At 69.1% G+C, this 24706-nt stretch carries 28 protein-coding genes; 15 read left to right on the top strand and 13 right to left on the bottom strand.

Features of this window, described 5'->3' with window-relative positions; all coding sequences use genetic code 11:
• Positions 1-17: 17 nt before the first annotated feature.
• Genes BMZ45_RS07815 through BMZ45_RS07805 form a run of 3 tightly spaced genes read right to left on the bottom strand, consistent with a single transcriptional unit; the run spans position 18 to position 2622 of the window.
• On the bottom strand, positions 18-605 hold the full coding sequence (locus BMZ45_RS07815; RefSeq protein ID WP_091634727.1) for a hypothetical protein: 588 nt from the start codon (positions 603-605) through the stop codon (positions 18-20).
• Positions 606-627: 22 nt separating this feature from the next.
• Positions 628-2085, bottom strand: coding sequence for a T6SS phospholipase effector Tle1-like catalytic domain-containing protein (locus BMZ45_RS07810; RefSeq protein ID WP_091634725.1), 1458 nt, complete (start codon positions 2083-2085; stop codon positions 628-630).
• A 12-nt stretch (positions 2086-2097) separates the two neighbouring features.
• Complete coding sequence (locus BMZ45_RS07805) at positions 2098-2622, bottom strand: hypothetical protein (protein ID WP_091634722.1); 525 nt, start codon at positions 2620-2622, stop codon at positions 2098-2100.
• 417 nt (positions 2623-3039) lie between these two features.
• Between BMZ45_RS07805 and BMZ45_RS07800 the strand changes: the two genes are divergently transcribed.
• The 6 genes from BMZ45_RS07800 to BMZ45_RS07775 all read left to right on the top strand — a co-directional run bounded on the left by BMZ45_RS07800 (position 3040) and on the right by BMZ45_RS07775 (position 8717).
• Entirely contained in the window at positions 3040-3306 is a 267-nt protein-coding gene (locus tag BMZ45_RS07800) for a DksA/TraR family C4-type zinc finger protein (RefSeq protein ID WP_091634720.1), read from the top strand.
• Between the two features lie 201 nt (positions 3307-3507).
• A complete protein-coding gene (locus tag BMZ45_RS07795) occupies positions 3508-4575 on the top strand; it encodes a hypothetical protein (protein WP_139215435.1) in 1068 nt (355 codons plus the stop codon).
• Positions 4576-4788: 213 nt separating this feature from the next.
• On the top strand, positions 4789-5274 hold the full coding sequence (locus tag BMZ45_RS07790) for a hypothetical protein (protein WP_091634714.1): 486 nt from the start codon (positions 4789-4791) through the stop codon (positions 5272-5274).
• 99 nt (positions 5275-5373) lie between these two features.
• Positions 5374-6042 carry a hypothetical protein gene (locus tag BMZ45_RS07785; protein ID WP_091634711.1) on the top strand — a complete coding sequence of 223 codons (669 nt, stop codon included), beginning with the start codon at positions 5374-5376 and terminating at the stop codon, positions 6040-6042.
• Between the two features lie 117 nt (positions 6043-6159).
• The gene (locus BMZ45_RS07780) at positions 6160-6531 is read left to right on the top strand and encodes a hypothetical protein (protein ID WP_091634708.1); all 372 of its coding nucleotides are present in this window, start codon (positions 6160-6162) and stop codon (positions 6529-6531) included.
• Positions 6528-8717, top strand: coding sequence for a hypothetical protein (locus BMZ45_RS07775; RefSeq protein ID WP_091634705.1), 2190 nt, complete (start codon positions 6528-6530; stop codon positions 8715-8717). Before BMZ45_RS07780 ends, BMZ45_RS07775 begins: the two co-directional genes overlap by 4 nt.
• A 12-nt stretch (positions 8718-8729) precedes the next feature.
• Here BMZ45_RS07775 and BMZ45_RS07770 read toward each other — a convergent pair whose 3' ends face one another.
• Both BMZ45_RS07770 and BMZ45_RS07765 read right to left on the bottom strand, forming a co-directional pair.
• On the bottom strand, positions 8730-8930 hold the full coding sequence (locus BMZ45_RS07770) for a hypothetical protein (protein ID WP_091634702.1): 201 nt from the start codon (positions 8928-8930) through the stop codon (positions 8730-8732).
• A gap of 108 nt (positions 8931-9038) precedes the next feature.
• Positions 9039-9362 (bottom strand): hypothetical protein, encoded by a 324-nt coding sequence (locus tag BMZ45_RS07765; RefSeq protein ID WP_091634700.1) that lies wholly within the window; start codon positions 9360-9362, stop codon positions 9039-9041.
• 394 nt (positions 9363-9756) lie between these two features.
• Here BMZ45_RS07765 and BMZ45_RS07760 point away from each other — a divergent pair, with 394 nt between their 5' ends.
• From BMZ45_RS07760 to BMZ45_RS07745, 4 genes are all read left to right on the top strand, one after another.
• Positions 9757-10899 carry an acyltransferase family protein gene (locus BMZ45_RS07760; protein WP_091634697.1) on the top strand — a complete coding sequence of 381 codons (1143 nt, stop codon included), beginning with the start codon at positions 9757-9759 and terminating at the stop codon, positions 10897-10899.
• 83 nt (positions 10900-10982) lie between these two features.
• Complete coding sequence (locus BMZ45_RS07755; protein ID WP_139215434.1) at positions 10983-13532, top strand: alpha/beta hydrolase family protein; 2550 nt, start codon at positions 10983-10985, stop codon at positions 13530-13532.
• Between the two features lie 138 nt (positions 13533-13670).
• Positions 13671-14510 (top strand): alpha/beta hydrolase, encoded by an 840-nt coding sequence (locus BMZ45_RS07750; RefSeq protein WP_091634692.1) that lies wholly within the window; start codon positions 13671-13673, stop codon positions 14508-14510.
• A gap of 8 nt (positions 14511-14518) precedes the next feature.
• Positions 14519-15241, top strand: coding sequence for a hypothetical protein (locus tag BMZ45_RS07745; RefSeq protein WP_254776579.1), 723 nt, complete (start codon positions 14519-14521; stop codon positions 15239-15241).
• A 79-nt stretch (positions 15242-15320) separates the two neighbouring features.
• Here BMZ45_RS07745 and BMZ45_RS07740 read toward each other — a convergent pair whose 3' ends face one another.
• From BMZ45_RS07740 to BMZ45_RS07715, 6 genes are all read right to left on the bottom strand, one after another.
• A complete protein-coding gene (locus tag BMZ45_RS07740; protein ID WP_091634690.1) occupies positions 15321-16604 on the bottom strand; it encodes an RNA polymerase sigma factor in 1284 nt (427 codons plus the stop codon).
• 29 nt (positions 16605-16633) lie between these two features.
• Positions 16634-17158, bottom strand: a complete 525-nt coding sequence (locus tag BMZ45_RS07735) for an SRPBCC family protein (protein ID WP_091634687.1) — start codon at positions 17156-17158, stop codon at positions 16634-16636.
• A gap of 15 nt (positions 17159-17173) precedes the next feature.
• Positions 17174-17596, bottom strand: a complete 423-nt coding sequence (locus BMZ45_RS07730) for a YciI family protein (protein ID WP_091634685.1) — start codon at positions 17594-17596, stop codon at positions 17174-17176.
• Between the two features lie 151 nt (positions 17597-17747).
• The gene (locus BMZ45_RS07725; RefSeq protein ID WP_091634682.1) at positions 17748-18167 is read right to left on the bottom strand and encodes a VOC family protein; all 420 of its coding nucleotides are present in this window, start codon (positions 18165-18167) and stop codon (positions 17748-17750) included.
• Positions 18168-18199: 32 nt separating this feature from the next.
• Positions 18200-18550, bottom strand: a complete 351-nt coding sequence (locus BMZ45_RS07720; protein ID WP_091634680.1) for a YciI family protein — start codon at positions 18548-18550, stop codon at positions 18200-18202.
• Between the two features lie 107 nt (positions 18551-18657).
• Complete coding sequence (locus tag BMZ45_RS07715; RefSeq protein ID WP_091634677.1) at positions 18658-19083, bottom strand: YciI family protein; 426 nt, start codon at positions 19081-19083, stop codon at positions 18658-18660.
• Between the two features lie 196 nt (positions 19084-19279).
• Between BMZ45_RS07715 and BMZ45_RS07710 the strand changes: the two genes are divergently transcribed.
• From BMZ45_RS07710 to BMZ45_RS07690, 5 genes are all read left to right on the top strand, one after another.
• Positions 19280-19858 (top strand): YceI family protein, encoded by a 579-nt coding sequence (locus BMZ45_RS07710; protein ID WP_091634675.1) that lies wholly within the window; start codon positions 19280-19282, stop codon positions 19856-19858.
• Between the two features lie 40 nt (positions 19859-19898).
• Positions 19899-20384 (top strand): DUF1579 domain-containing protein, encoded by a 486-nt coding sequence (locus tag BMZ45_RS07705; RefSeq protein ID WP_175488983.1) that lies wholly within the window; start codon positions 19899-19901, stop codon positions 20382-20384.
• A gap of 96 nt (positions 20385-20480) precedes the next feature.
• Entirely contained in the window at positions 20481-21902 is a 1422-nt protein-coding gene (locus tag BMZ45_RS07700; RefSeq protein WP_091634670.1) for a M20/M25/M40 family metallo-hydrolase, read from the top strand.
• A gap of 64 nt (positions 21903-21966) precedes the next feature.
• Positions 21967-22224 carry a hypothetical protein gene (locus BMZ45_RS21585; RefSeq protein WP_091634667.1) on the top strand — a complete coding sequence of 86 codons (258 nt, stop codon included), beginning with the start codon at positions 21967-21969 and terminating at the stop codon, positions 22222-22224.
• Between the two features lie 84 nt (positions 22225-22308).
• The gene (locus BMZ45_RS07690; protein WP_091634665.1) at positions 22309-22653 is read left to right on the top strand and encodes a RidA family protein; all 345 of its coding nucleotides are present in this window, start codon (positions 22309-22311) and stop codon (positions 22651-22653) included.
• A gap of 32 nt (positions 22654-22685) precedes the next feature.
• Here the strand turns inward: BMZ45_RS07690 and BMZ45_RS07685 are convergent, their stop codons facing one another.
• The gene (locus tag BMZ45_RS07685; protein WP_091634662.1) at positions 22686-23471 is read right to left on the bottom strand and encodes a gamma-glutamyl-gamma-aminobutyrate hydrolase family protein; all 786 of its coding nucleotides are present in this window, start codon (positions 23469-23471) and stop codon (positions 22686-22688) included.
• A 23-nt stretch (positions 23472-23494) separates the two neighbouring features.
• Positions 23495-24628, bottom strand: a complete 1134-nt coding sequence (locus BMZ45_RS07680) for a carboxylate-amine ligase (RefSeq protein WP_091634659.1) — start codon at positions 24626-24628, stop codon at positions 23495-23497.
• Positions 24629-24706: the final 78 nt, after the last annotated feature.

The raw sequence follows: 24706 nt of genomic DNA, 5'->3' as shown, positions 1-24706 counted from the left end.
GCCGCCCTGGGGCGGGCTTACTGCTCCAGCAGCAGGTACTCGCCCTTCGGGCCGTAGCGTTTGGCGTTGGCGTCCACGCGCGCGCACAGCGCCTGGCCGCAACGGCTCAGCGCGCCGGATTTGGTCGCGCGCAGGATGTCGCTGGCGAACTCGGCGCGTTTGACCTCACGGCCGCTCTGCCAGATCAGATAGCCGGCACCGCTGGCGGCGAGCAGGGCGCCCAGGCCCAGGCCGATCAGGCCGGTCCAGATCAGCGACTTCTGCTCGCGCTTGAGCGCCTGGCGCTGCTCGTCCATCTGCTGCAGGGTCTTCTCGGCGTTGCGCGACACCTCGCGCAGCGCCGCGGCGGTGTTCTGCAACTGCTGGCCGTACTGCGCCGAGGCCGAGCCCACGCCCTGTTCGATGGCGCCGCGGGTCTGCTCGCCGACGCTGGCGACCAGGTCGCGAGTCAACAGTTGAGCGTTGGTCTCCCAGATGTCGGCGGTGCGCTTGAGTTCGGTCGCGCTTTGGGTGAAGCGTTCGGTGGCCTTGTCGCAGACCACCTCGAACATCTTGGCGACGCCCATCAACTGGACGGCGAACAACTCCAGATCCTGTTTCTCCATCGTGCGCTTTCTCGTCCTGCTGTCAGAGCCGCGGCGTCATGCGGCGTTCGGGGCCGTCGTGGCCGGTCGGCGGCAACGTGGGCGGCGTGGGCGTTGTCGGATCGGCCGGCTTGTCCTGCTGGCGTTCGGGCGGTGCGGCCGCGGCCTGGGCCTGCTCGCCGCCGCGGCGTTGCAGGCTTTGGCCCTGCTCGGAAGCGAGGAAGCTGCCGCCGACCGCGCGCGCGCCGTCGACGTCGCCGTTCACCGCGGCCTGGCCCAGGCGCTGGAACAACGCGCGGGTGTCCGCGGCGGCGATCGGCGCGGGCTCGGCGGTGAGGCGCGGCTCGGGCGAGGGCCGTTCCGGCGGCACCGGCCCGATCGCGACCGGACGCTGCGGGAAGCGTTCGTTCATGGCTTCGTTGCGCGGCTCGTTGTTGTGCTGGTCGGCCACGCGCTTGTTCGGGGTCAGCTGGGTCATGCGGTCGCGCTGACCGTCCTTGTCGAAATCCGAGGTGCGGTAGAACCACTGGTGCTCTTCGGAGCGATGAACGACGTTCATCTCCGGCGCCGTGGGCAGCGGGCGCTTGGCCAGGAAGGGCTGGTCGCTGAGCGAGTTGAGGTAATCCACCATCAGGTTGCCGCTGCGCACCGACAGGCCGTTGAGCGCGTAGCTGCCGCCGATGTCGCTGTGGGCGCCGCCGACGGTGACGTTGAGGAAGCGGCCGTTGTCGCTCACGCCCGGGTCCAGAATGCTGGTGGACTTGAACAGGTTGCGGCGTTCGTCCTCGGCGGTGATCTGGAAGCCCGACAGCACCGACGGCGGCTGGCGACGGTCGTGCTTGCGCGGCTCGCCGGTGCCGACCGGGTCGAACAGGGCCACGGCCTGCGGCACTTCGTGCGGGGGCACCAGCGGCTCGCCGCTGTAGTGCACGCCCTTGAGCTTGCCGAACAGGTTGCGATCCTCCACGCGCTCCTTCGGATCGCCGATGCCGCGCTCGTCGACCAGGCGGGTGAAGCCCGCCGCCTGTTCGGCGCCGCGGCTGAAGCCGACGCTGACCACGCGGATTTGCGCGTCGGGATCCTCCGCCAGCCACTTCTTGCTCTGGGTGGTGAGGCGCACGTACATCTCTTCGACGCGGTCGTCGTAGGTGCCGCCGGTCATGCTGTCCAGGCCGCTCTTGATCGCGCCGTCCTGGGTACCCGGACCTTCCATATAGTCGACGCGGATGTTGGACATGCCGCGGCTGTTGGCCGCCGCGGTCTGGCGCACCACGTCGGCGATGTTGGTGTGGTTGCTCGGCGCGTCCTTGAGCATGCTGTTGCCGGTGCCGTCGAAGGCGGCGATGAACAGCCGCTCGTGCGGGTTCGAGCTGTGCAGCAGCACCGGCGTGGACAAGCGCGACAGCGCCTCGCTGGCCTGCTCGTAGCTGGCCAGGTCGTGCGCGTCGGCGGGGTAGGTGCTGACCCCGTCCGGGCCTTTCTTCTTCTTGTCGTCCGTCATCGCACTACTCCTTTAGTACGTATGGCTGAACACCAGGACCGGATCGTTGCGGAAGTCGCTGTGTTTGTTGCCGGGGATCTGCAGCTCGCGGGTATGGACCATGGCGCGCATGTAGACGTTGACGGTGCGGTCGTTGATCTCGATCAGGATCTCCGGGTCCTCGGCGATCACGCCGGCGCCGGCGAGCTCGGCGCTGGGCACGTTGTGGCGGATCACGCGGTCCTCGAACAGGCCGGGGATGTCGATGGTGGCCTCATGGGCGCTGCCGTCCTTGGACCGCCAGTTCAACTGCGCCGGCCCGGGGAAGTTGCGGATCGCCGCCCAGGGCGCGGCGATGTGCTTGCGGTAGTCGCTGCCCAGCGAGGCCGAGGACGGCGTCTTGGTCTCATCGGAGTCGCGCAGGGCGTACTCGCCGTTGTAGAGCACGCTGCAGCCGAAGGTGTCGTAGGCCGCGGCGCCGAAATCGTGCTGGGCGAAGGTCAACGGCCGGCTGGCGTCGGTCTTGTTGGGCGCGACGTAGGCAGGTTGGGTGGACATGGCGGGTTGGCATCCTGTTACGAATAGGACGGAAAGCGCGAGCGCGCGGACCAGGGCGGCCAGACGCGGACGAGGGGGCGGCATCGGAGTGCGGCGGCGGGCGGCGCGGTCCGGATCGGGACCGTCGTGACGGCCTGGGGCGCAGGTGCATCCGCGCGAGCGGGGCGCTGCGCCCTGGCCTGGTATTGGACCCATTTCCCTCCTCCCCTGGAGACCGTCGCCGCGGTCCATCGCCGGCATGAGCATCGCCCGATGGTAGCGCAGGCACGCTGTCGACACACGCCGGCGTATCGTAAGAGGAGACCCAGGTCCGCTTGCGCAGTCGCGCCCGCCCCCGGGAGCGGGGTCCAGAGTGGTGCGGCGCTCAGCTACGCTCGGCTATGCTGGTTCCCCCTTCCACCGTACCCGGAGGCGGCCATGGCAACCGGCTGGGCAGGCGACGGCGCCGTGCAGGACCAGATCGACGCCACCATCAAGGACGCGATCAAGCGCGCCCGCGACCAACTTCCGCAGGGCCCCGGTCTGGAGCGCTGCGAGGAATGCGACACGCCCATCCCCGAAGCGCGCCGCAAGGCGATCCCGGGCGTGCGTCTGTGCGTGAGCTGCCAGGAAGCGCGCGACCGCGAGCAGGGCGGCGTCGGTGGCTACAACCGACGCGGCAGCAAGGACAGCCAGCTGCGCTGAGGCGTTGCCGGCCCGCGCGTCTTTCCGCGCCGCAACAAGGCCGCGCGCATGCGCGGTGATAATCTGAACACGCTGTCCATCCAAGCATGGGAAGGCGGCGCCGTCCGTGCACGCGCGAGCTCGCGCCGCATCGGCCGCATGGCACCGCGAACACAGGGGGAAAGTATGGGCCGTAACGCACGCGCGAGGGCGTCCGCTCTCGTGTTCCTGGTCGTAGCCGCAGCGAGCCCGACGGTGGGAGCGCACAAGCTCTCGCCCACCGGAACCTCGGAAGAGCGCCGCCTCAGCGGCGTGCAGGGCAGTTGGATATCCAGCCTGGAGCGCAGTGCCGCGAGCTTCGGACTCAAGGCGTTCGGCGAGCCGGTGCATGAGGAAATCACCAACCGCATCTACGGCTGCGACGGGAATATCTGCGACGGCCTGGACAGCACGCGCGCCCCCGCCGGGGTGCTGGCGGGAGTGCGCTGGAACGACGACCCGCCTTTCCGCATCAGCAGCGGCGAAGGCAAGGGCACCAATTGCAAGGTGACTCAGACCATCCGTTTCCAAACCCAGCCCTATTGCTGGTACCAGCTTTTCGACGACGCCAACGACCGCGCCGCAACCGGGGCCGTGTTCGACGCCCAGTCGCGCTCGGCGATGCTGTACCGCACGCATTTCGGCGACCTGCAGTTCCTGCACGCCATGGCCGCTGCGGACGGTGTGTCGGCCGCGCAAACCCGCGGACTGATGATCGATTGGGCCGAATTCAACTGGCGCGTGATGCGCGGCGAGTATCGGCTGGAAACCCGCCTGAAGGACGTGCCCAACGAAACGATACGCAGTCGTTTCGGACGCACGGACTGGTACGTGCAGGATCTTTACACGCTGGGCAGTCCCGGTTTGCGTCAGCACGTCCGCGATATGGCCTTCGGCAGCATTCTGCACACGCTGCAGGACAGCTTCGCGGAAGGGCACGTGGATCGGGCTAGCGCGGTGCCCTCGCGTGCGTGCTCGATAGGCGGCGCCCAGATGGACGCTCCAGGCCTGATTGTCGAGTTCCATGCTTACAACCGCCAGGATCACGACCTGCATGCGCAGGCCGACAGCCGAGGCGCGCTGGAGGCCCACTTGCAGGACGACCCCGATGTCGTGGACTTGGGGCGTCAGCTGTTGAAGGCGTACAAGCAAGAGCGGGCCTGGGAAGAGGTCAAGCCGTTCTTCGAGTGCGTCTACGCCTTGAACGAAGCGCCGCGCGATGCGACTTCAGGGGACCGCTTCGCCAAGTGACGGCGTTTCGCTGGGGCGAGACGGTGAGCTAAGGCTACGCCGGTTGATGGCCGTGCAGACGCGAGCGTGGAGACACGTCGGAGCACGCGTTCGTCCAGTGCCCTGACGGGCTTGCGCCGGTGGCCGCTCGCCCGAACCCCTGCCTTCGGCACATACGCGCGCGCCGATCGGCCCCTATGATCCGGCCACCATCCGAACGTGGGGAGTTCCGGCATGCCTTCCAGTCTCAATCACGCCTCGCGCTCGCCTGCCTGGGCGCAGGTCCTGCTGGGCGGCCTGCTGGTGGCGCTGGGCGACATGAGCTTCGCGGCCACGCTGTGGTTCGGCTGGGATGCCGCCGGCATGGTGCGTCTGTTCCAGACCATCGCGGTGGGCGTGCTGGGGCCGGCCAGCTTCGACGGCGGCCTGCAGTCGGCTGGGTTGGGCGCGGTGTTGCACCTGTTCATGGCGACCCTGTTCGTGCTGATCTACACCCTGGTCGCGCGCCGCTACACCGGCCTGGTGTCGCGCATCTGGGCCTACGGCCTTCCCTACGGCGTGGTCCTGTACCTGGTGATGAATTTCGTGGTGCTGCCGCTGTCGCGCGTCAACGCCACGCCATCGCTGAAGCATCCGGACTGGATCGCCTGGAGCGTGCTCGCGCACATGCTGTTCGGCGTGATCTGCGTGGTGTTCGCCAGGCGCGCGCTGCGGCGCTGAGGCGTCGAATCCCGCGGTCGCCGCCGCGCGGTCGCCGGGTGGCATCGCGACGAGCTTGAGGCTTACCATCGGTGGCGCCCGAACCGGAGTCGTCATCGCATGAACCCGCCCCGTCATCCTGGCGCGCGCAGCGCCGGCCGTCGCCGTATCGCGCGGCCGTCGCGCCGCGCTGAAGTGCGCGCCCAACGGCTGATGCCGGGCGAACTGGCCTGGTACGCGACCGGGCGCTTTTATCTGGACAACGATAACCGCCTGGCCGACTACGGCTACTTCCTGCATCTGTCCGGCATCGACGCGCCGCTGTTCGACGGCGCGCAAGGCGACACCACCGCGCACTTCACTTTCGCCGCGCGTCCCTTCGAAGCGGGCAGCGTGGTCAACGGCGCCTTGAGCCTGGGGCTGGATCCGGTCGGCGAGTTCTCGGTGTACCTGCAACGCGAGCCGGCGGCCAGTTTCGACGATCCGGCCTCGTTCGCTCTCGGCGAGCGCATCGCCACGCTGCGCAGGACCGGCCTGGTCGTGGGCACCACCGTGGAGCAGGGCATCGGCCCGGCGCAGACGCCGTTGTTGGCGTCGAACGTGTTTTCGGCCTGGTTGCTGGAAAGCCGCTCCTTCGAATTCGGCGGGCGCCGCTACGATCTGGCCCAGATCCTGGGCGCGGGCGTGACCCAGTTCGGCACCGCCGCCGCCACCTCGGCGCCGGTGCCGGTCGGCTACAAGCTGGCGGTGCCGTTCACCGGCTCAGCCCTGGCGTTGGGATCGAAGTAGCCCCGGCAGGCATGGTCCGCTGCCTGGCCTGATTGTCGCGCGCGGCGCGTTGATGATCGATGGCGCCGTGAACGGCGCGACGCGGGCTGTCGGCCTGCCATCACAGGGAGTGTGACCATGAAGAAGGCGTTCTGGCTGTTGTTGATAGCGCTGCTGGGCCTGCTCGGTTACTGGTTCTGGCGCGGGTCCGCATCGCGGCCAGAGCCTTCGCCGGCTTCGGTATCGACGTCGGTCATCGCGGGCGCCGACGGCGCCAGCGCGCCCTTGGCACCGGGCTGGCCGCAAGGCGACGCGCTGCGCGTGGCGTTGAAGCCCGATCCTGGCGCGGTGTCGCTGAGCAAGGCCCTGTACCGCGACGGCGACGAGGTGCTGGAGCAACGCTGGCCCGACGGCAGCCTCGAGCGCTGGTGGCACCCGCGGTCCGCGCCCTCGCGTTACATCGGCCGCGACGGGCGCGAGACGGTGGCCGACGCCGGAGCGGCGCCGTGAGCGCGGGCGCCTGGCGCGCAGTGCTGCTGGTCGCGTTGGCGCTGGCCTGCGTGCCTGCGTATGCGCAGGTGCAGTGTCCGTCGCCGCGTGCGGCCGGCGACAAGCTGCGCAAGATCAACGAAGGCTTCACCCAGAACGTCACCGAACCGCTGGTCCGCAACAACGTGGGCGGTCTGGGGCCGGTGCTGTGGGCCTACATCGCCGGCCAGGCGCGCGCGGAAGGCCTGGGCGGCAAGGTCGATCAGGCCGGCAATCACACGATCAAGCCGAGCTACAACCTGTGGAACGTGCAGCACGACGCGAAGAAGGGCTGCGCGCAGTCCACCGTCGTCAACTGCAAGGCCAGCAACCAGTCCAAGCCCTTGGCGGGGTCCAAAAAGGAGGCCCTGGCATCGCCCGTGGCCACGCCGTGCTGGATCGAGAACGGTCAATCGATGCAGATGGTCACGGTGTGCTTTCCCTCTTATCCCAGCCTGAAAGATGCCGCCAACGAGTACCTGGCATTCCGCCCTTCCTATACCGAGAAACTCAAGGCCATGGCCCAGTCGGGCACGCCGGGCATCGACGAGTTCCTGCAACACCTGGGCGCGACCGGCTGGTCGTCGCGAATGCGTGCCGACCCGGACAAGTACAAGCAGGAAACCCGCGACAACATCGACGAGGCCTTGCGCGGCATCGCCGAGCGTCGCGACACCACCGAGCGCGAGCTGGCGCAGAACCAGCAGGCGATCGCGGCCTGGTGCGGGGAGCGCGACGGCGCCGACGATCCGGCCCGGCGCGAGGCCCTGAAGCGGCAGCAGGACGCGCTGCTGGAACGGGTGGCGCTGTACGACCAAGTCTGCCTGCGGCCCGCGGCCAACGGCAGCCCGACGCCCGCGCCGACGCGCAACAACGCGATCGACGAATGCCGCAAGCCGACCGCCGCGGCGCCTCCCACGCCGCCGACCGTGCCGGCCTCCACCGCCACGCCCGATGCGCATGCGACCAAGCGCCGCCGCGGCGTGCTCGGCGAACCGCACTACATCGCGCCCAGCGGCGCGGTGTTCAGCACCCAGCGCGCGGGCGAGTTCTGGTTGTTGCGCAGCACGCGCGACGCCCAGATCCAGGTGCGCCAGGAGCCCTGGCACGGCAGCGACTCGGTGGCCGCGGTCACCGCAGTGGCGATGCGGATCGGCGCGCGCCGCGTCGGGGTCTATGCCGACGGCGTGCGCGTGGACGGCCGACCGCTGCAGTGGCAGGGCGCGTTCGTCCAGCACGATCTGGGCGACGGACACGCGCTGGGCGTGTGGGGTGCGCCGGCCCAGCCGGAGGTGGTCGCGGTGATGTGGGCCGACGGCAGCAGCCTGCGCGTGGTCCATCACGGCAGTTGGCTGGACGTCGACTACCGGCTGATGGCTGGCGTCGATACGGCCGGCGACGCGGGCCTGATCGGGCGCGTCGACGACGAGCCGCGCCACGATTTCGTGTCGCGTTCCGGCGACGCGCTCGCGCAGCCCGACGCGGCCGGCATCGACGGCTTCGTGCAGAGCTGGCGCATCCGGGCCGACGAGTCGCTGTTCGACTACGCACCCGGGCGCAACGCGGCCAGCTACGAGCTGCGCGACTTCCCGCGCACGCCGGCCGCGCCCACGGCCGCCGCGCTGGCGCAGGCACGCGAGGCCTGCGCCGCCGCCGGGGTGGCCGCGCTACTGCTGGACGCCTGCGCCTTCGATCTGGCGGTCACCGGCGAGCGCGGTTTCCTGCGTTCGCATCAGTTGGGGTCGCAGGCCCTGGGCCGGATGACCAAGCCGGCGACCACGCCGGCGCGCAAGACCGGCCCAACGGTGTTCTTCGAAGCGCAATGGACACCGGAGGTGGAGGGCGCCGAGGCGCTGGCCAACGGCAACACCCGCAGCGTCGCGGTCGCGGCCGGACAGCACACGACCTACCTGATCGATATCGGCAAGCCCGATGTCGGCGACCTGTTCGTGCTGTCGCATCAGATGAGCTGCATCGGCGACCCTTACGACGGCAAATCGCCGGGCTATCAGTTGTTCGATGCCGACGGCCGCGCCTTGTCCAAGGCCTTGGCGATCTGCTCGGACCTGTACTCGGGGCCGATACGCCCGGGCAAGTACTACCTGGTGCTGGTGGGCGCCGCCTCGGGCGAGCCCGTGACGGTGAAGTTCGAGGCCTTCCACCACTGACGGGCGCGGTCCTCAGCGCCGCGCCGGCTCGGCGGCGCAGCGCGCGCAGACCTGGGCCGGGGCGTAGTGGCGCTGCGCGAGGTGCAGGGCGTCGCGGGCCTGCGCGAACTCGCCCAGGTGGACCCGATACAGGGGCAGGCGCGGGCAGCCCAGCGCATGCACTTCGTAAGCGCCATTGGGCTGCGGCGTCCGGTTGAGGTAGTAGCTGGGCATGACGGCGCTCGGTCGGACTCGACCCCTCACGATGCGTCGCCTGCGTCTCACCGGCTGCGACCGCGCAGCCGCGAAAGACGACTGGCGCCTATCCAGCGGCCGCAGTGCTCAGTCGCCGCCGCCGCCGTCTCCACCGCCGCCGCAGTCGCCACCGCTGTCGCCGCCGCCATCGCTGTCGTTGGCGCTGCAGTCGCGGTTGTCGTCGTTGCCGTTGCTGGACGCGTTCCAGTCGCTGCTGGAACTGTTGCTCCAGCTGCTGCCGCCGTCGTAGCCCGAGCCGGTGTCGGCGGCCAGGGCCGGCGAGTTGCGGCGCGCGCTGTTGGCGATCAGCACGCCCACGATCAGCACCGCCAGGCCGATCAGCCAATGGCTGGCCAAGGCGAGCAGGGCGCCTACGACGATCGCTATGAATCCCACCAGCATCCGCTGCATCGGTGTCTCCCCTCCGATCCGGCACGGGCCGCGGTCGCGCCGCGGTTGCGCGCATTGTCCATGGTTTTGCGGTTAGCGGAGGTACCGGCCGGCGGATCGGTGCCGCCGCCGGTGGCCCGGATCCGGGCCTGGCCTGAGGGCTGTCCGGGGCGGTAGGGCGCCTCGTCATCGCGGTTGCCGCGCGAGCCGCCCGGGAGGGCATCGGCAGCGCGTCGTTATCCGCGCCGAAACGATTTGCCGCAACGCCGTCGTCGGGGATAGGCAGGATCGCGCCGCGGTTCTATGCTGATGCCGCGGACGCAGCCGGTGCTTGCGACGGCGCCCGCAATCCCCCAATCCCTCCCACTGTCGCGCGCCGCGATCGCTGCGCGCCGCGACGCTATACGAGTCTTCGATGGGTCGTCTTCCCGGTCTGGATCTGCTGCGCGCCATCGCCATCGTCTGGGTGATGCTGTTCCACTCCTACCTGGTCGGCGGAATGGGCGAGTTCTGGCAGGCGGGAATCACGCACGGCTGGATGGGCGTGGACCTGTTCTTCGTCCTCAGCGGCTACCTGATCGGCGGCCAGTTGCTCAAGCCTTTGAGCCAGGGCCAGCCGTTCCGGCCCGGCGACTTTTACCTGCGCCGCGCGTTCCGCGTGCTGCCGGCGTTCCTGGCGGTACTGGCGCTGTACTTCACCGTGCCGGGCTTCCGCGAGGCGCCGGGCATCCAGCCGCTATGGCAGTTCCTGACCTTCAGCCTGAACCTGCTGATCGACTACCAGCACAACAAGGCCTTCTCGCACGCCTGGTCGCTGTGCGTGGAAGAACACTTCTACCTGGTCTTCCCCTGGCTGGCCTGGTGGATGACGCGGCGCCCCTCGACCGCCAAGTTCGTGAGCGTGTGCGTCGCGGTCCTGATCGCCGGGCTGGCCCTGCGCGGCTATGTCTGGTTGTACGAAATGGCCCCGGTGCGCGGCCTGGAGCAGGTCGAGCGCAGCTTCGGTCAGCGCTTCGTCGAGGACATCTACTACCCGACCTGGATGCGCCTGGATGGCCTGCTCTGCGGGGTGGTGCTGGCCAGCATCCAGGTCTACCGCCCGCAGCTGTGGGCCGGCCTGCAGCGCCGCGCGAACCTGCTGCTGATCGCCGGCCTGGCCGTGGTCGCCGTGGCGATCGCCTTGTTCGACGAGCGCACCGCCTTGCTGCCGACCGTGATCGGCTACCCGCTGCTGTCGATCGGTCTGGCCCTGCTGGTCGCCGCCGGCGCCAGCACCAGCGGTTGGCTCGGCCGCTGGCGCGTGCCCGGCGCGGGCTGGATCGCGCTGACCTCGTTCAGCCTGTACCTGATCCACAAGCCGGTGTTCCGCCTGGTGGAGACCCATTTGGGCGCGCAGTTGGAGGGGAAGGGCTTGCTCGCGTTTGCGGTGTACGCGGCAGCGACCTTGGTGGCGGGCGCCTTGCTGCACTATTCGGTCGAGCGGCCGTTCCTGAGGTTGCGGGAGCGCTGGTTGCGGCGCGAGGCGCGCGCTGCGGCCGCGATCGCGCCTGCCGGCTGAGCCGGGTCGTGGGCTATGCTTCGATGAGGGGTGGTAGCGGATATACGCGTGGACAGGGGGCGCCCGTTAGGGCGTGCGTAGCGATGGCGAAACTGGCGGATGGCCGCGGCAGCGGTCGAGTGAAGGCGCGCGGCCTGCGGCGGGCATGGAAATGGGGCGCGTATTGGCTGGCGGCCCTGCTGTTGATGTCGCTGGCGCTCGACGCCGCGGCGATGCGCAAGATCGATCCGGGCGAAGCGCCCAAGCTGGCGCCGGACGAGGGCCTGCTGGTGTTGGTGGTGGATACCAGCGCCTACATCAGCAGCGTGCACGTGCGCAAAGCCGGGCATGGCCCGATCGAGGGCGTGCTCAACCGCATGGAGGGCGGCCGCAACCTGCAGCTGTATGCGCTGAAAGCCGGCGAGTACGAGTGGGCCGAGGTCAATCTTTACGGTGGCGACTACCACGCGCGTTACTCGATCACCGATCCGGAGTACCGCTTCAAGGTCGAGGCCGGCAAGTTGAACTACGGCGGCGATCTGGTGCTGCGCGCGACCGGCTTTCTGCGCATCTTCATGCACGTGTCGAATCGCTCGCTGCCGGTGATCGACTGGCTCGAGGCCCAGCATCCGGCCGTTTACACGCAGCACGGCCTGTCCTTCGTTGGCCGCTATCCCGATCCGTTCCCCGCCTTGTACCGCAGTGCGCGAGCGTCCAACGCCGAAGAGCCGGCCAAACTCAATGCCGGCCGCGAACCGCCCAAGCCGGGGACGTTGCCGATTCCGGCCGAGCAGATGTGGAAGCCCGACCGGGTGGTCGATATCGCGCTCAATCCCGGCGGCGACCTGCTGGCCGAAGTGGTGCGCGAAGGCGAGGACCGCTACGGGCTGGAGTTGATCGACCTGGTCGCCGGCAGCGTGCAGCGCCTGACGACCCGCAAGGAAGCCATCGACTCCCTGGTCTGGGACAGCGATCGCATCCTCCTGGCCGGTAACGGCAGCGGCAGCTACACCGTGGCCCGCATCGGCGAGGCCAAGGACGGCAAACGCACCGCGCAGGTGCTGGCGCTGGACGGCAAGGGCGCCATCGTCGATCTGTTGCCCGACGAGCCCGGCGCGATCCTGTTCGAGGGCTACGACAGCCGCGGCACTCTGGTGGTGCATCGCATCGACCTCACCGTCGGCGATCGCGACATCCGCAGTTTCTCCACCGCCGCCTCGCGCGATCGGCTCAACAAGGGCATGAGCAACGATCTGGGCTGGTACGCCGACGGGCAGGGGCGCTTGCGCGCGGCCATCGTCAAGCGCGAGGAGCGCATGGTGTTGCTGCACGGCATCGCCGGGCAGTACCAGGAGGTGCTGGAGCTGGGCAAGGAGGGTGGGTTCCAACCCTTGGCGCTGTCCTACGACGGCAATCTGATCTACGGGCTCAGCGACGAAGATCGCGACCAGCGCGACCTGGTGGTGTTCGATCCGGCGACCAAGAAGATCGCGCGCACCTTGTTCAGCAAGCCGGGCGTGGATGTGGCGGCGCCGGTGCTGGACCGCCGACGCGAGCCGGTGGCGGTGCGCTACTACCAATCCGGCCGCCTGGTCACCGAGTATTTCGACGAGAAGGACCGCGCGCTGGGCGCGACCCTGCAGGCGGCGTATCCCGGCCGTACCGTCGCGGTGATCGATCGCAGCCTGGACGGCAAGCAGCTGATCCTGTGGGTGGACGGCAACGATCGCCCGCCGCAGATCTATCACATGGACGTCGCTGCCAAGCGCGCCTCGCTGATCGACGAAGTGATGCCGTGGCTGGCGGAGAAACGCTTCGCGCCCGCGAAGGTGCTGTCGGTGAAAGGCAGCGATGGCCTCGCGATCGAGGCGTTCCTGACCCTGCCCGAGGCGCCGGGCAAGCGGCCGCTGGTGGTGCTGCCGCACGGCGGCCCGATCGGCGTCGGCGACCGCCTGCATTTCGACCGCGAAGTGCAGTACCTGGCCTCGCTGGGTTACGCGGTGCTGCAGGTGAACTTCCGCGGCTCCGACGGCTACGGCAAGGCTTTTCGCGAGGCCGGTCACCGCAACCACGGGAAGATGATCGAGGACGACATCGACGCGGCGGTGCGTGCCGCGATCGCGTCCTATCCTGTCGACGGCACCCGCATGTGCATGGTCGGTGCGAGCTATGGCGGTTATTCGGGCCTGGTGTCGGCGATGCGCTGGCCCGGGCGTTTCCGCTGCGTGGTGTCGATCTCGGGCGTCAGCGATCGGGCCTTGTTCTTCACCGCCAGCGACAGCGCGCGCTCGGCCAAGACCCGCGCCTTGATGGAGCGCATCATCGGCGACCCGAACAAGGACCTGGCCGAGATGGAAGCGACCTCGCCCCTGTACAACCTGGACAAGCTGCAGCTGCCGATCATGCTGGTGCACGGTCGCGAGGATCTGCGCGTGGACTTCGAACACACCCGGCGCCTGGTGCGCATGCTCAATCTCAAGGGGCGGCAGCCGGTGGTGCTGGCGTTCCCGAACGAGGGGCACAGCTTCGACCAGCCGCTGGCACGGGAGATCACCTGGTCCGGGATCGCCGGCTTCCTGCGCGAGCATTTGGAGGGTATCGCGGCACCCAAGACGGATTCCGCCGGTACCGCTCCCGCTGCGGCGACGAAATGAGGCCGCAACTCGTGCGCACGACGCGGCGCCTGCCCGTCGCCGGGCGGATGCGTCGATAATCGAACCATCCGCTCTCGTGCCTGTCGCCGAGGCCGATCCATCTCAACGGGACACCGCATGCATACGCTTTTGAAGAGGATGACGACTGGCTGCTTGGCGATCTGTGTCTGCGCCTCCGCGCTGGCCGCGGAACCGGTCGTCGTCACCGAGCCCGTGCCCGCGCACGAGAGCTTCGCCATGGACGCCTCGGCGCCGAAGGAAACGCGGCGCATCAACGTCTATACGCCGCCGGGTTACGACGCAGCCAAGGGGCCGCGCTATCCGGTGCTGTACGTGCTCGACGGCGGCTTGCAGGAGGACTTCCCGCACGTGGCCAGCGATGTCGACGCGGCGATCCGGGCCGGGGAGATGCGGCCGGTGCTGGTGGTCGGCATCGAGAACACCCAGCGGCGGCGCGACATGACCGGGCCGACCGAGTTCGCCGAGGATCGCAAGATCGCGCCGGTGGTGGGCGGCTCGGCGCAGTTCCGCGCCTACATCGCCGACGAGCTGATGCCGCTGATCCGCAAGCGCTACCGGGTCGGCGACGAGACCGGGATCATCGGCGAGTCGCTGGCGGGCCTGTTCGTGGTCGAGACCTTCTTCGAGCAGCCCAAGCTGTTCGACGTCTACATCGCGATGAGCCCCAGCCTGTGGTGGAACCAGGATGCGCTGGTGCTCGGCGCGCAGTCGCGCTTGAAGGCCGGCGGGTTCGGGCATCGGACCCTGTTGTTGTCGTCGGCCAACGAGGACAACATCGCGCCGCAGAGCGCGCGCCTGGCCGCCGCGCTGCGCGCGGTCGCGCCCGAAGGTTTGACCTGGCGCTACGATCCGCGTCCGGACCTGCAGCACAGCACTATCTATCGGACCCTGTCGCCGCAGTTGCTGCGCGATGCGTTCCCGCCGGAGACGGGCGCGGCGACGCGGCCGGCGAAGTGAGCGGCGCGATGGTCAATCGGCGGGTGCTGATCGGTTGGGGCCTGGCCGGCCTGGTGTGCGGCGTGTCGGCCTTGGCCGCGCCGCCGAAGTCCGCGGCTGCTTCGGCGGTGCTGCCCTTGGACGCCAAAGTCGAAGGCCTGGGCTATGCCGAGCTCAGCGCGCACTGGTGGCGTTGGACCGATCGCTTTCCGGGCGGGATGGAGCCTTATCGCGACCCCGACGGCCGCTGGTGCAAGCTCGCGCAGTCCGGACCGGTGTGGTTTCTCGCCGGCACCGACGGCAGCGAGAACGTGCGGCGGCGCTGTTCGGTACCGGTCGACAAGCACGTGTTCCTGCCGATCATCAATCTGTACCAGCGCAGCCGCTACCCGGTTCCGGCCAGGCTCAGGCCCGCGCATTGCAAGTCGCTGCTGGACGGGCTGGCCCTGAGCAACGACGCATTGCGCAGCGCGGTGGTGTTGATCGACGGCGTGCGGGTGGCCGATCCCCAACGCTATCGGGTCCGCACCGAGCGCTGCTTCGATGCCTTCGACGACGATGAAGGCGGTAACGCCGACGCGGTGATCGCCGCCAGCGACGGCTACTGGCTGCTGCTGCCGCCGATGAAGCCGGGTCGCCACACCCTGGTGGTCGGCGCGAACTACGGACGCGGCGCCGAGGACGACGACGGCTACGGCAACATGGTGCAGAACTTCGAGTACGTGCTGGACGTGGGTGGTCCGACCTACTGAGGCCTGGCGCGTCGCATCCGGACGCTCTGCGCTCTGCTTGATCTATGCCGCGTGTGCTTCAGCGTCAGCGCGCCGCTATTCAATCCCGCTTGAGCGTGGCGATGCTGCGCGCGCACGCGGCCGCGCGCTCGGTCAGAAAATCGCGTTCGCGCGCATTGCGGGTCAGCGAGGCCGCGCGCTTGAATTCGGCATGCGCCTCGCCATAGCGGCCGAGCTTGGCGAGGAAGTCGCCGCGCACGCTGGGCAGCAGGTGGTAGTTCTTCATCGAGGGTTCGTCGAGCAGGCTGTCGGCCAGCTCCAGGCCGGCGGCGGGGCCGAAGGCCATGGCCAGGGCGACGGCGCGATTGAGTTCGACCACCGGCGAAGGCGCGAGCTGGGCCAGGGCATCGTAGAGCGCGGCGATGCGCGCCCAGTCGGTTTCGTCGGCGGTGCGCGCACGGGCGTGACAGGCGGCGATCGCGGCCTGCAGGGCGTAGGGGCCGCGCGCGCCGCCGAGTTTTTCCGCGCGCTCCAGCGCGGTCAGGCCGCGCCGGATCAGGACCTGGTCCCAGCGTGCGCGGTCCTGGTCCAGCAGCAGCACCGGCGTGCCGGCGGCGTCGACGCGGGCGCGGGCGCGCGAGGCCTGGATTTCCATCAGCGCGGCCAGGCCGTGCACCTCGGGCTCGCGCGGCACCAGCTCGGCGACGATGCGGCCCAGACGCAGCGCTTCCTCGCACAGCGCCGGGCGCATCCAGTCGTCGCCGGCGGTGGCCGAATAGCCTTCGTTGAAGATCAGGTAGATCACCGCCAGCACCGAGGCCAGGCGTTCGGCGAGTTCGTCGCCGCGCGGCACCTCGAAGGGCACGCGCGCTTCGGCCAGGGTGCGCTTGGCGCGCACGATGCGCTGGGCCACCGTCGGCTCCGGCACCAGGAAGGCGCGCGCGATCTCATCGGTGGTCAGGCCGCCGAGCAGGCGCAGGGTCAGGGCGACGCGTGCCTCGGTGGACAGCACCGGATGACACGCGGTGAACACCAGCCGTAGCAGGTCGTCGCCGATGTCGTCGTCGATGGCCGCCTCGAACGCGGCCTCGGCGTCGTCCTGCCAGTCCTCCAATTCGTAGCCCAGCTCCTCGTACTTGCGCTGCTGCAGTTTGCTGCGGCGCAGGCGGTCGATCGCGCGGTGCTTGGCGGTGGCCATCAGCCAGGCGCCCGGATTGTCGGGCACGCCGGTCTCGGGCCAGCGTTCCAGCGCCGCGACCAGGGCGTCCTGGGCGAGCTCCTCGGCCAGGCCGACGTCGCGCACCATGCGCGCCAGACCGGCGATCAGGCGCGGCGATTCGATCCTCCAGACGGCGTCGATGGCGCGATGGGTGTCGGTGGTCATGCGGTGCGTCGTCGTGAGGAGGGAGGGGCTCAGCGTTCGGAGACGGTCTTGAGCGCGGCCAGGCCGGTCTCGAAATCGCGTCCGATCATACGATCCATGTTGAAGAAAACGCCCATGAGTTTGGTCATGTAGGCGGCCGGGCCCTGCATGCTCCAGGTCACCCGGGTGCCGTCGGGCTGCGCGACCGCGGCGAACTCGGCGATGTTGCGGCTCACAAATGGCTTGCTGAAGTCGAGCTGGATGGTGGTGCGATCCGGGCGGGTGCCGGTGATCTCCATGCGGCCGGCGCCGGCCTTGCCTTTGCCTTCCCAGGCGTAGGTCGCGCCGCGTCCGCTGGCGGCGCCGCCGATCTCGCGGCGCATGTCGGGCTCGAGTTTTTCGTAGGGCGACCAGTCGCGCCAACGGTGGAAGTCGTTGACGTGGGACAAGATGGTATCGGCGGGCGCGTGGATGAGCAGGCTGCGTTCGATGTGCAGGGTGCTGGGTCGGGTCGCGGCGTAGATCAGCACGGCGACGACGGCCAAGGCGAGCAGCGACAGAATGAGTGCGAGCATGACGGGGGTTCCGGTTTAGTTGCGCTGACCGATGCCGGTCTGCATTTCGCGCAGGCCGGAGGCGGCTTCCTGTACGTCGGCGGGGAAATCGGCCAGCTCCTGGACCTGGCGGATTTCGATGGTCTCGTTGTCGGAGCCTGGGCAGCGTCGAGCCCAGGCGATCGCCTCCTCGCGCGAGGCGACGTCGATCATCCAGTAGCCGCCCAGCACTTCCTTGGCTTCGCTGAAAGGACCGTCGGTGACCTTGGGCTTGCCGCCGGCGAAGGACACGCGCGCGCCCATCGACGGCGGATGCAGGCCATCCAGCGCGATCAGTACGCCGGCCTGCTGCAGGGCCTGGTTGTATTCCATCATCGCCGCGACGCGGTCGGCGGGTGGGGAGGTGCCGGGCTCGGCCTGTTCGTAGCCCTGGGGAATCATCAGCATCATGAAGCGCATGGTGCGTCTCCGGTGGTGGCGGATAGTTGGGAGCGGCGGGCGACGTCGCAAGGCTACGCCGCGCGCCTGGGGGAGGGTGTAAATAATGGGGGGCGCGCGTGCGGGGCGCGACGCGAGCGCGAGAGCGCGGCGCTCGCGCTCGTAAACGGACTCAGGCCGTCTTTTCGAAGTTGATCAGCCAGGTCACGCCATAGGCATCGGTCACGCAGCCGAAGCGTTCGGCCCAGAAGGTCTGCTGCAGCGGCATGGTGATGCGGCCGCCCTCGGCCAGGCCCTCGATGATGCGCTCCGCATCGGCGACGGAGTCGACGTTGAGCGAGATCGAGATGCCGTGCACGCCCTGGTAGGGGTATTCGGGCGTGGCGTCGGAGGCCATCAGGATCCAGCCTTTGCCGACCAGGCGCACATGCATCACCTTGTTCTTGACCGAGGCGGCCATCGATTCGGAGCTGCCGTCCGGCGCTTCGCCGTAACGCAGCAACAGTTCGATCTTGCCGCCCAGTACCTGGGCGTAACGTTGAAAGGCTTCTTCGGCGTTGCCGTCGTAGCTCAGATAGGGGCTCACGTACATGGAAGACTCCGGTGTGGTTTGGGGGACTGGGATCAGGGGCAGCCGGCGCCGCCTTCGACGATGCGATGGATCTCGCTTACGCCGTCGCCGGCGATGGCGAGGAAGCGTCGAGCCTGCTCGATAGCGGCCTCGGGAGACGCGACCTCGATCAGGGCGTAGCCGGCGATCACTTCCTTGGCTTCCGCATACGGGCCGTCGGTGACGGTGAACCGGCCCGTATCCAGCCGGACCCGCGCGCTGCCTTGCGCGAGCAGGCCGCCGGTGTGCAGCAGGCTGCCGTCCTTGAAGCCTTGCTCGATCAGGGCGCCCATGCGCTGCTGTTGCTCCGGGCCGAAATCGGCGGGCTTGTCCGGATCGGGCGTGTAGATGGTGAGGAACTTCATTGCGGGCTCCGTGGCGGTGATGCGGGTTGGGTTTAGACGCTGTATGGAAGTGCGACGAACGAGGGCGGGCGAAATCGACAGGCGCGCCGAATCGATTTCGTCGCGCGTCAGTGGCGGGCGGCGCTCTCGGCGCGCAGGCGCTGTTCCTGCTCGCGCAGTTCGGGGGTGAGTTCGGCGCCGAAGTCCTCGGCCTCGAAGACCTGGCGAATCTCGATCTCCGATTCGCCCTCGCAGGGATTGGGGCAGCGCTTCACCCACTCGATCGCTTCTTCCTTGGACTTGACCTGGATCAGCCAGAAGCCGCCGACCAGCTCCTTGGTTTCCGGGAACGGGCCGTCGATCACGCTGCGCCGCTTGCCGAAGAAGCGCACGCGCGCGCCCCTGGAAGAGGGATGCAGGCCTTCGCCGGCCAGCAGCACGCCGGCCTTGACCAGCTCCTCGTTGTACTTACCCATCGCGGTCAGCAGTTCTTCGCTGGGCATTTCGCCGGCTTCGCTGGCGGCGTTGGATTTGACTATCACCATGAATCGCATCGTCGTGTCTCCTGGTCGAGTGAGGAGCGTCGTCCGCGTTTCGGCGGGGTCGATCGGCGCTCTTACTCAGGACGACGAACGCGGGCACGCGGAATCGACAAGGGCCGCGAAATGAATTCGCGATGGGCGCGGTTGCCCCTGGGCGGGCCCCGGTGCTAGCGTGCCGGCTCCCGCCACGGACCCCAGGCCCGCTCCGATGAAGTCGCTCAAGTACCTGATCCCGCTTGCTTTTCTGGCCAGCACCGCGGCGGTGGCCGCGCCCGAGACCTACGAGATCGACCCCTCGCACACCTATCCCAGCTTCGAGGCCTCGCACATGGGCGTGTCGCTGTGGCGCGGCAAGTTCAACTCCTCCAGCGGCCAGGTCGTGCTGGACAAGGCCAAGGGCGCGGGTACGGTGGAGGTGACGGTGGACGTCAACAGCATCGACTTCGGCCACGACCAGATGAACGAGCACGCGCGCGGCGCGGATCTGTTCGACGTCGCCAAGTACCCGACCGCGACCTACAAGGGCAAGCTCGAAGGCTTCGTCGACGGCAAGCCGACCAAGGTCGTCGGCGAGCTCACTTTGCACGGGGTGACCCAGCCGCTGGAACTGAAGATCAATTCCTTCAAGTGCATCCCCCATCCGATGCTCAAGCGCGAGCTGTGCGGCGCCGATGCGCTGGCCACCTTCCAGCGCGACGCGTTCGGCATCTCCGCGGGCAAGGACTGGGGTTTCAGCATGGACGTGACCTTGCGCATCCAGGTCGAAGCGGTGGCCAAAGCCAAATAAGGACGGCCGTCTCCCTCCCTCTCGTTGCAGGAGCATGAGCATGGAAATGAACAACCAACCGCAAGCCGAACACCGCTGGCTGCATCGTCTGGTCGGCGAATGGGAAGGCGAAGGCGAGATGCCGGCGGCGCCCGGCGAGGCGCCCAATACCTGGCGTTCGCTCCAGAGCGTGCGCAAGATCGGCGAGCTGTGGATCCAGTGCGAGGCGCGCATCGAAATGCCGGACGGCGGCGCGGATATCATGCAGATCACCCTGGGCTACGACACGGCCCAGGGCCATTACGTGGGCGTGTTCGCCGGCAGCATGATGTCCAATATGTGGATCTACCGAGGCAAGGTCGAGGCCGACGGGCGCACGCTCACGCTCGATACCGAAGGCCCGGACTTCGGCAGCGGGCAGACCCGCAAGTTCCAGGACATCGTCGAGCTGATCGACGACGACCACCACGAGTTGCGTTCGCGCATGCTCGGCGACGACGGCCAGTGGCAGCCGGTGATGACGGTGCGTTACCGGCGCACCGGCTGAGCGCCTTTCGCGGTCGCGACTGCGGTCGCGGCCGCGGCACTTGTCAGCGCCGCGGCCGGGCGGCAGTGTCGGGGCTTTGCACAGGAGAGCCCCGGCATGTCGCGTGCGCTATCGGCCTTGAGCCTCGTTGCGGCGATCGCCGCGTCCTTGTGGTCCGGCCCCAGCCCGGCCGCGCCGGCGGCCGACGAGGCCGCGTTCCGCGCCTTGTACCGCGAGCTGGTCGAGATCAACACCACCCGCTCGGTCGGCAGCTGCACGCGCGCGGCGCAGGCGATGCAGGCACGCCTGCTGGCGGCGGGATTGCCGGCCGAAGATGCGCGCATCCTCGCGCCGGCCGACCGCCCGCAGGACGGCGCCCTGGTCGCGGTGCTGCGCGGCCGCGAGCGTACGCTCAAGCCGCTGTTGCTGCTGGCGCATATCGACGTGGTCGAGGCCCGGCGCGAGGACTGGCAGCGCGATCCCTTCACCCTGGTCGAAGAGGACGGCTGGTTCTACGCGCGCGGCGCCAGCGACGACAAGGCCATGGCCGCGATCTTCACCGACAGCCTGGTGCGCTACCGCCAGGCCGGCTATGTGCCGCGTCGCGACATCAAGCTCGCCCTGACCTGCGGCGAGGAAACCCCTGACGTATTCAACAGCGTCAAATGGCTGATGCAGACCCAGCCCGAAGCGCTGGCCGCCGAGTTCGCGCTCAACGAAGGCGCGGGCGGCGAGCTGCGCGACGGCAAGCCGCTGGCGCTGCAGATCCAGGCCGGCGAGAAGGTCTATCAGGACTTCGCGCTGAGCACCCAGGACGGCGGCGGCCACAGCTCGCGGCCGACCCGCGACAACCCGATCACGCGCCTGGCGATCGGCCTGGAGCGGCTGGGCGCCTACCGTTTTCCGATCGCCCTGAATCCGACCACGCGCGGCTACTTCGAGGCCCAGGCGCGCCTGTCCGCGCCGGCGATCGCCACCGACATGCGCGCGGTGCTCGCCGATCCGGCCGACGAGGCCGCGGCCGAGCGGCTGTGGACGATCAATCCGGGCTGGAACAGCTCGCTGCGCACCACCTGCGTGGCGACCCAGATCGAGGGCGGCCACGCGCCCAATGCGCTGCCGCAGCAGGCGCATGCCAACGTCAACTGCCGCATCCTGCCCGGCGTGCCGGTCGAGGACGTGCGCCAGACCCTGGTGCGCGTGCTCGGCGACGAGCGCATCGCGGTCGTCGCGCGCGGCGAGGCGGGCATGACCACCGCCGCGCCGCCGCTGTCGCCGCGGATCCTGGGCCCGGTGCGCGACGTCGCCGATACGATCTGGCCGGGCGTCGCGATCGTGCCGACCATGTCCACCGGCGCCACCGATGGCCGTTTCCTCAATGCCGCCGGCATTCCCACCTACGGCATCTCCGGGCTGTTCCACGATGCCGAGGGCAGCCGCGCGCATGGGCTCAACGAACGCATCCGGGTGCGCTCGCTGCTGGACGGGCGGCGTTTCCTGCACGAGATCGTGCGCCGTTACGCCGACGCCGCGGATTGAACGGGCGAGGGCATGATGCTGGGCCGCGGCACGACGCTGCGGCCATCCGACCACCGGGGACGCCATGGAAATCCTGCTGCACACCAGCGAGCTCGGCGACGGCGTGACCGTCGCCAACGCCAGCGTCGACGATTTCGCCGAACTCATCGCGCAAACCTCGCACCTCGGGCTTGTGCATTACGTCGTCTACGACGAGCGCGAGGTCCGTCTGGTCGCCAGCAGCGATCCGGGCATCGCGGCGAAAATCGCGCAGTCGGACGTGCCGGACAACCTGTTGAGCTTGCTGAGCGCGTTGCGGGCCGCGGGCGCTTCCGCGTCCTAGCCCAGCGCACGCATCGCCGCCGCAGGCGCCGGTCCTATCCGCGTCGGGCGATAATGACCGCCTCCCCAGCGAACGAGGTGCAGCATGATCCAGCGTTTCGAGGTCGGTCCGCGGATGTCGGAAATGGCGGTGCACAACGGTACGGTCTATCTGGCCGGCCAGATCGCCGACGACGAGCATGCCGAGATCGGCGAGCAGACCCGCCAGGTGCTGGCGTCGATCGACGCCCTGCTGGCGCAGGCCGGCAGCGACAAGTCGCGCATCCTGCGCGCGCAGATCTATCTGGCCGACATCGCCGATTTCGCCGGCATGAACGCGGTCTGGGACCAGTGGGTGGTGGCCGGCCGCACGCCGCCGCGCGCAACCGTGCAGGCGGCGCTGGCGAATCCGAACTGGAAAATCGAGATCGTGGTGACCGCCGCGGTCTGAGGGTTCGCGTGCCGCGACGGCGCGGCTCAGCGCTAGTCGCGGCGCCCGGCCTCGGCCGCGGCCAGGAACGCATCCAGCAAGGGGCGCCCGGGCATCAGCTCGGGAAAACGCGCGTCGTGGAATTCCGGATGCCATTGCACGCCGACCACGAAGGCGGCGTCGCGCGCACGCACGCATTCGGGGATGCCGTCCTCGGACCAGGCCTCGACCTCCAGGCCTTCGCCGAGCCGGCGGATGCCCTGGTGGTGGATGGAGTTCACCCGCGTGCCTTCCTGCGGCGGATACAGGCTGGCCAGCCAGCCATCGGCTTGAACGCGCAACGGGTGGGCATGCTCGTCGTAGCGATCGGGCAGGTAATGCACGCTGCGGGTGGCGCCGCCGGCGACCAGGTCCTGGTACAGACTGCCGCCGTAGGCCACGTTGATCAGCTGCATGCCGCGGCACACCCCCAGCACCGGCTTGCCGGCGGCGACGAAGGCGCGCAGCAGCGACAGCTCGAAGCGGTCGCGGTCCGGGTCGGTGCTCTGCAGCATCTCGCTGGGCTGCTCGCCGTAGGCGACCGGGTCGATGTCGGCGCCGCCCTGCAGGATCAGGCCGTCGAAGGAATGCGCATACTCGCGCACCGACAGGTCGCTGCGCTGGACGTCGCCGTGCGGGTCGACGGTGGGAATCATCGCCACCAGCGCGCCGGCCGACATCACCCAGTGCGCCATCGACTGTTCCAGGTACTGCAGGGTCTTGTTGCGGAAGCCATATTGCGCGGGCAGGTTGCGCATCAGGCGCGGGGACAGGCCGATCAGCAGTTTGCGAGTGGACATGGACGGCCTCGTGTAAGGAGCGATCAGTCGCTAGCGACGGTGGCCGCGCGCAGCCAGTCGACCACCGCGTCCAGCGAGGCCACCCGGGTCAGACCGCGTTCGCGCTGCTCGCGGTACAGAGCCAGCTGCACGTGCGCGCTGCTGCCTTCGGCGATGATCGCATCCAGCGGCGCCAGCGCATCGGCGCAGTCCAGGGCGCGGATGTCGTCGGCGCACAGCACGCGCAGGCGCGCCAGGGCCTGCGGCAGCGGTTCGGGCTCGGCGCCGCTCTCGTCGAAGAACTTGGCTTCGGTGCCGAAACGCTTGGCGCGCCAGCGGTTCTCGTCGATCACGCGCCGGGTCAGGGCGCTGCGCGGCGGGTCGTCCTGCGGCGTGCGCACCAGATAGCGCAGCAGGCAGCGGTACAGCGCGGCGATCGCCAGCGCGTCACGCACCCGCGTGCAGCAGTCGGCGATGCGCAGCTCCAGGGTGGGGTAGCGCAGCGAGGGCCGGATGCCCCACCACAGCGAGCGTGCGTCGTTGATCGCGTTGACCCGGGTGAGCAGGGCGGCGAAGGCGTCGTACTCGGCCTCGTCGGCGAAGAAATCCGGGATGCCGGTGCGCGGCCATTCGTCGTACACGGCCTGACGATAGCTGAGCAGGCCGGTGCGCGAGCGGTTCCAGAACGGCGAAGAGGTCGACAGGGCCAGGAACAGCGGCAACCACGGCATGACCCGGTTCATCACCCGCACCCGGTCCACGCCCGGCGGCAGTTGCACGTGCACATGCAGGCCGCAGACCAGGCTGCGGCGGGCGACGATCTGGAAGTCCTCCATCATGCGCCGATAGCGCGAGCGCGGGCTGCGCTCCTGCTCGCGCCATACGCCCAGGGGATGGGTGCCGGCGGCGACCAGGCCCAGGTCGAAACGCGCGGCCACCTGCGACAGCGCGGCGCGCAGGTCGGTGAGGCAGCGCTGCGCGTGCGCGGCGTCGCGCAGGATCGGGCTGGAGATCTCGATCTGCGATTGCAGCATCTCGTTGGCGACCGAGTCGCCGAGCTCGCGCCGAGCCTGCTTGAGCAGTTCGGCCGGCACCCGCGTGGCCAAGCCGTGCGCGCCGGGGCGCACCAGGAAGTACTCCTCCTCAATGCCGTAGGTGTAGTCGTGGCCCTCGCTCACGCGCGACGACCGCGCTGCGGGGACGGAAGGGGGGGCTGGCGTCGGCGCATGCGGCGCTCCTTGCGATCGCGGGAGGGC

This window comes from Lysobacter sp. cf310, assembly GCF_900114355.1.
GTDB lineage: Bacteria > Pseudomonadota > Gammaproteobacteria > Xanthomonadales > Xanthomonadaceae > Lysobacter.
Note: the sequence above shows the minus strand (reverse complement) of the source record. Positions and strands in the feature narration are given on the sequence as shown.

Bases quoted from the DNA above. Each gene is read 5' to 3' on its own strand.
- BMZ45_RS07690 (WP_091634665.1), top strand. From the start codon at position 22,309: ATGATCCAGCGTTTCGAGGTCGGTCCGCGGATGTCGGAAATGGCGGTG.
- BMZ45_RS07715 (WP_091634677.1), bottom strand. From the start codon at position 19,083: ATGCGATTCATGGTGATAGTCAAATCCAACGCCGCCAGCGAAGCCGGC.
- BMZ45_RS07810 (WP_091634725.1), bottom strand. From the start codon at position 2,085: ATGACGGACGACAAGAAGAAGAAAGGCCCGGACGGGGTCAGCACCTAC.
- BMZ45_RS07725 (WP_091634682.1), bottom strand. From the start codon at position 18,167: ATGTACGTGAGCCCCTATCTGAGCTACGACGGCAACGCCGAAGAAGCC.
- BMZ45_RS07800 (WP_091634720.1), top strand. From the start codon at position 3,040: ATGGCAACCGGCTGGGCAGGCGACGGCGCCGTGCAGGACCAGATCGAC.
- BMZ45_RS07700 (WP_091634670.1), top strand. From the start codon at position 20,481: ATGTCGCGTGCGCTATCGGCCTTGAGCCTCGTTGCGGCGATCGCCGCG.
- BMZ45_RS07755 (WP_139215434.1), top strand. From the start codon at position 10,983: ATGGCGAAACTGGCGGATGGCCGCGGCAGCGGTCGAGTGAAGGCGCGC.
- BMZ45_RS07760 (WP_091634697.1), top strand. From the start codon at position 9,757: ATGGGTCGTCTTCCCGGTCTGGATCTGCTGCGCGCCATCGCCATCGTC.
- BMZ45_RS07710 (WP_091634675.1), top strand. From the start codon at position 19,280: ATGAAGTCGCTCAAGTACCTGATCCCGCTTGCTTTTCTGGCCAGCACC.
- BMZ45_RS07730 (WP_091634685.1), bottom strand. From the start codon at position 17,596: ATGCGCTTCATGATGCTGATGATTCCCCAGGGCTACGAACAGGCCGAG.
- BMZ45_RS07780 (WP_091634708.1), top strand. From the start codon at position 6,160: ATGAAGAAGGCGTTCTGGCTGTTGTTGATAGCGCTGCTGGGCCTGCTC.
- BMZ45_RS07740 (WP_091634690.1), bottom strand. From the start codon at position 16,604: ATGACCACCGACACCCATCGCGCCATCGACGCCGTCTGGAGGATCGAA.
- BMZ45_RS07790 (WP_091634714.1), top strand. From the start codon at position 4,789: ATGCCTTCCAGTCTCAATCACGCCTCGCGCTCGCCTGCCTGGGCGCAG.
- BMZ45_RS07705 (WP_175488983.1), top strand. From the start codon at position 19,899: ATGGAAATGAACAACCAACCGCAAGCCGAACACCGCTGGCTGCATCGT.
- BMZ45_RS07685 (WP_091634662.1), bottom strand. From the start codon at position 23,471: ATGTCCACTCGCAAACTGCTGATCGGCCTGTCCCCGCGCCTGATGCGC.
- BMZ45_RS07745 (WP_254776579.1), top strand. From the start codon at position 14,519: ATGGTCAATCGGCGGGTGCTGATCGGTTGGGGCCTGGCCGGCCTGGTG.
- BMZ45_RS21585 (WP_091634667.1), top strand. From the start codon at position 21,967: ATGGAAATCCTGCTGCACACCAGCGAGCTCGGCGACGGCGTGACCGTC.
- BMZ45_RS07805 (WP_091634722.1), bottom strand. From the start codon at position 2,622: ATGTCCACCCAACCTGCCTACGTCGCGCCCAACAAGACCGACGCCAGC.
- BMZ45_RS07770 (WP_091634702.1), bottom strand. From the start codon at position 8,930: ATGCCCAGCTACTACCTCAACCGGACGCCGCAGCCCAATGGCGCTTAC.
- BMZ45_RS07765 (WP_091634700.1), bottom strand. From the start codon at position 9,362: ATGCAGCGGATGCTGGTGGGATTCATAGCGATCGTCGTAGGCGCCCTG.
- BMZ45_RS07750 (WP_091634692.1), top strand. From the start codon at position 13,671: ATGACGACTGGCTGCTTGGCGATCTGTGTCTGCGCCTCCGCGCTGGCC.
- BMZ45_RS07735 (WP_091634687.1), bottom strand. From the start codon at position 17,158: ATGCTCGCACTCATTCTGTCGCTGCTCGCCTTGGCCGTCGTCGCCGTG.
- BMZ45_RS07720 (WP_091634680.1), bottom strand. From the start codon at position 18,550: ATGAAGTTCCTCACCATCTACACGCCCGATCCGGACAAGCCCGCCGAT.
- BMZ45_RS07785 (WP_091634711.1), top strand. From the start codon at position 5,374: ATGAACCCGCCCCGTCATCCTGGCGCGCGCAGCGCCGGCCGTCGCCGT.
- BMZ45_RS07815 (WP_091634727.1), bottom strand. From the start codon at position 605: ATGGAGAAACAGGATCTGGAGTTGTTCGCCGTCCAGTTGATGGGCGTC.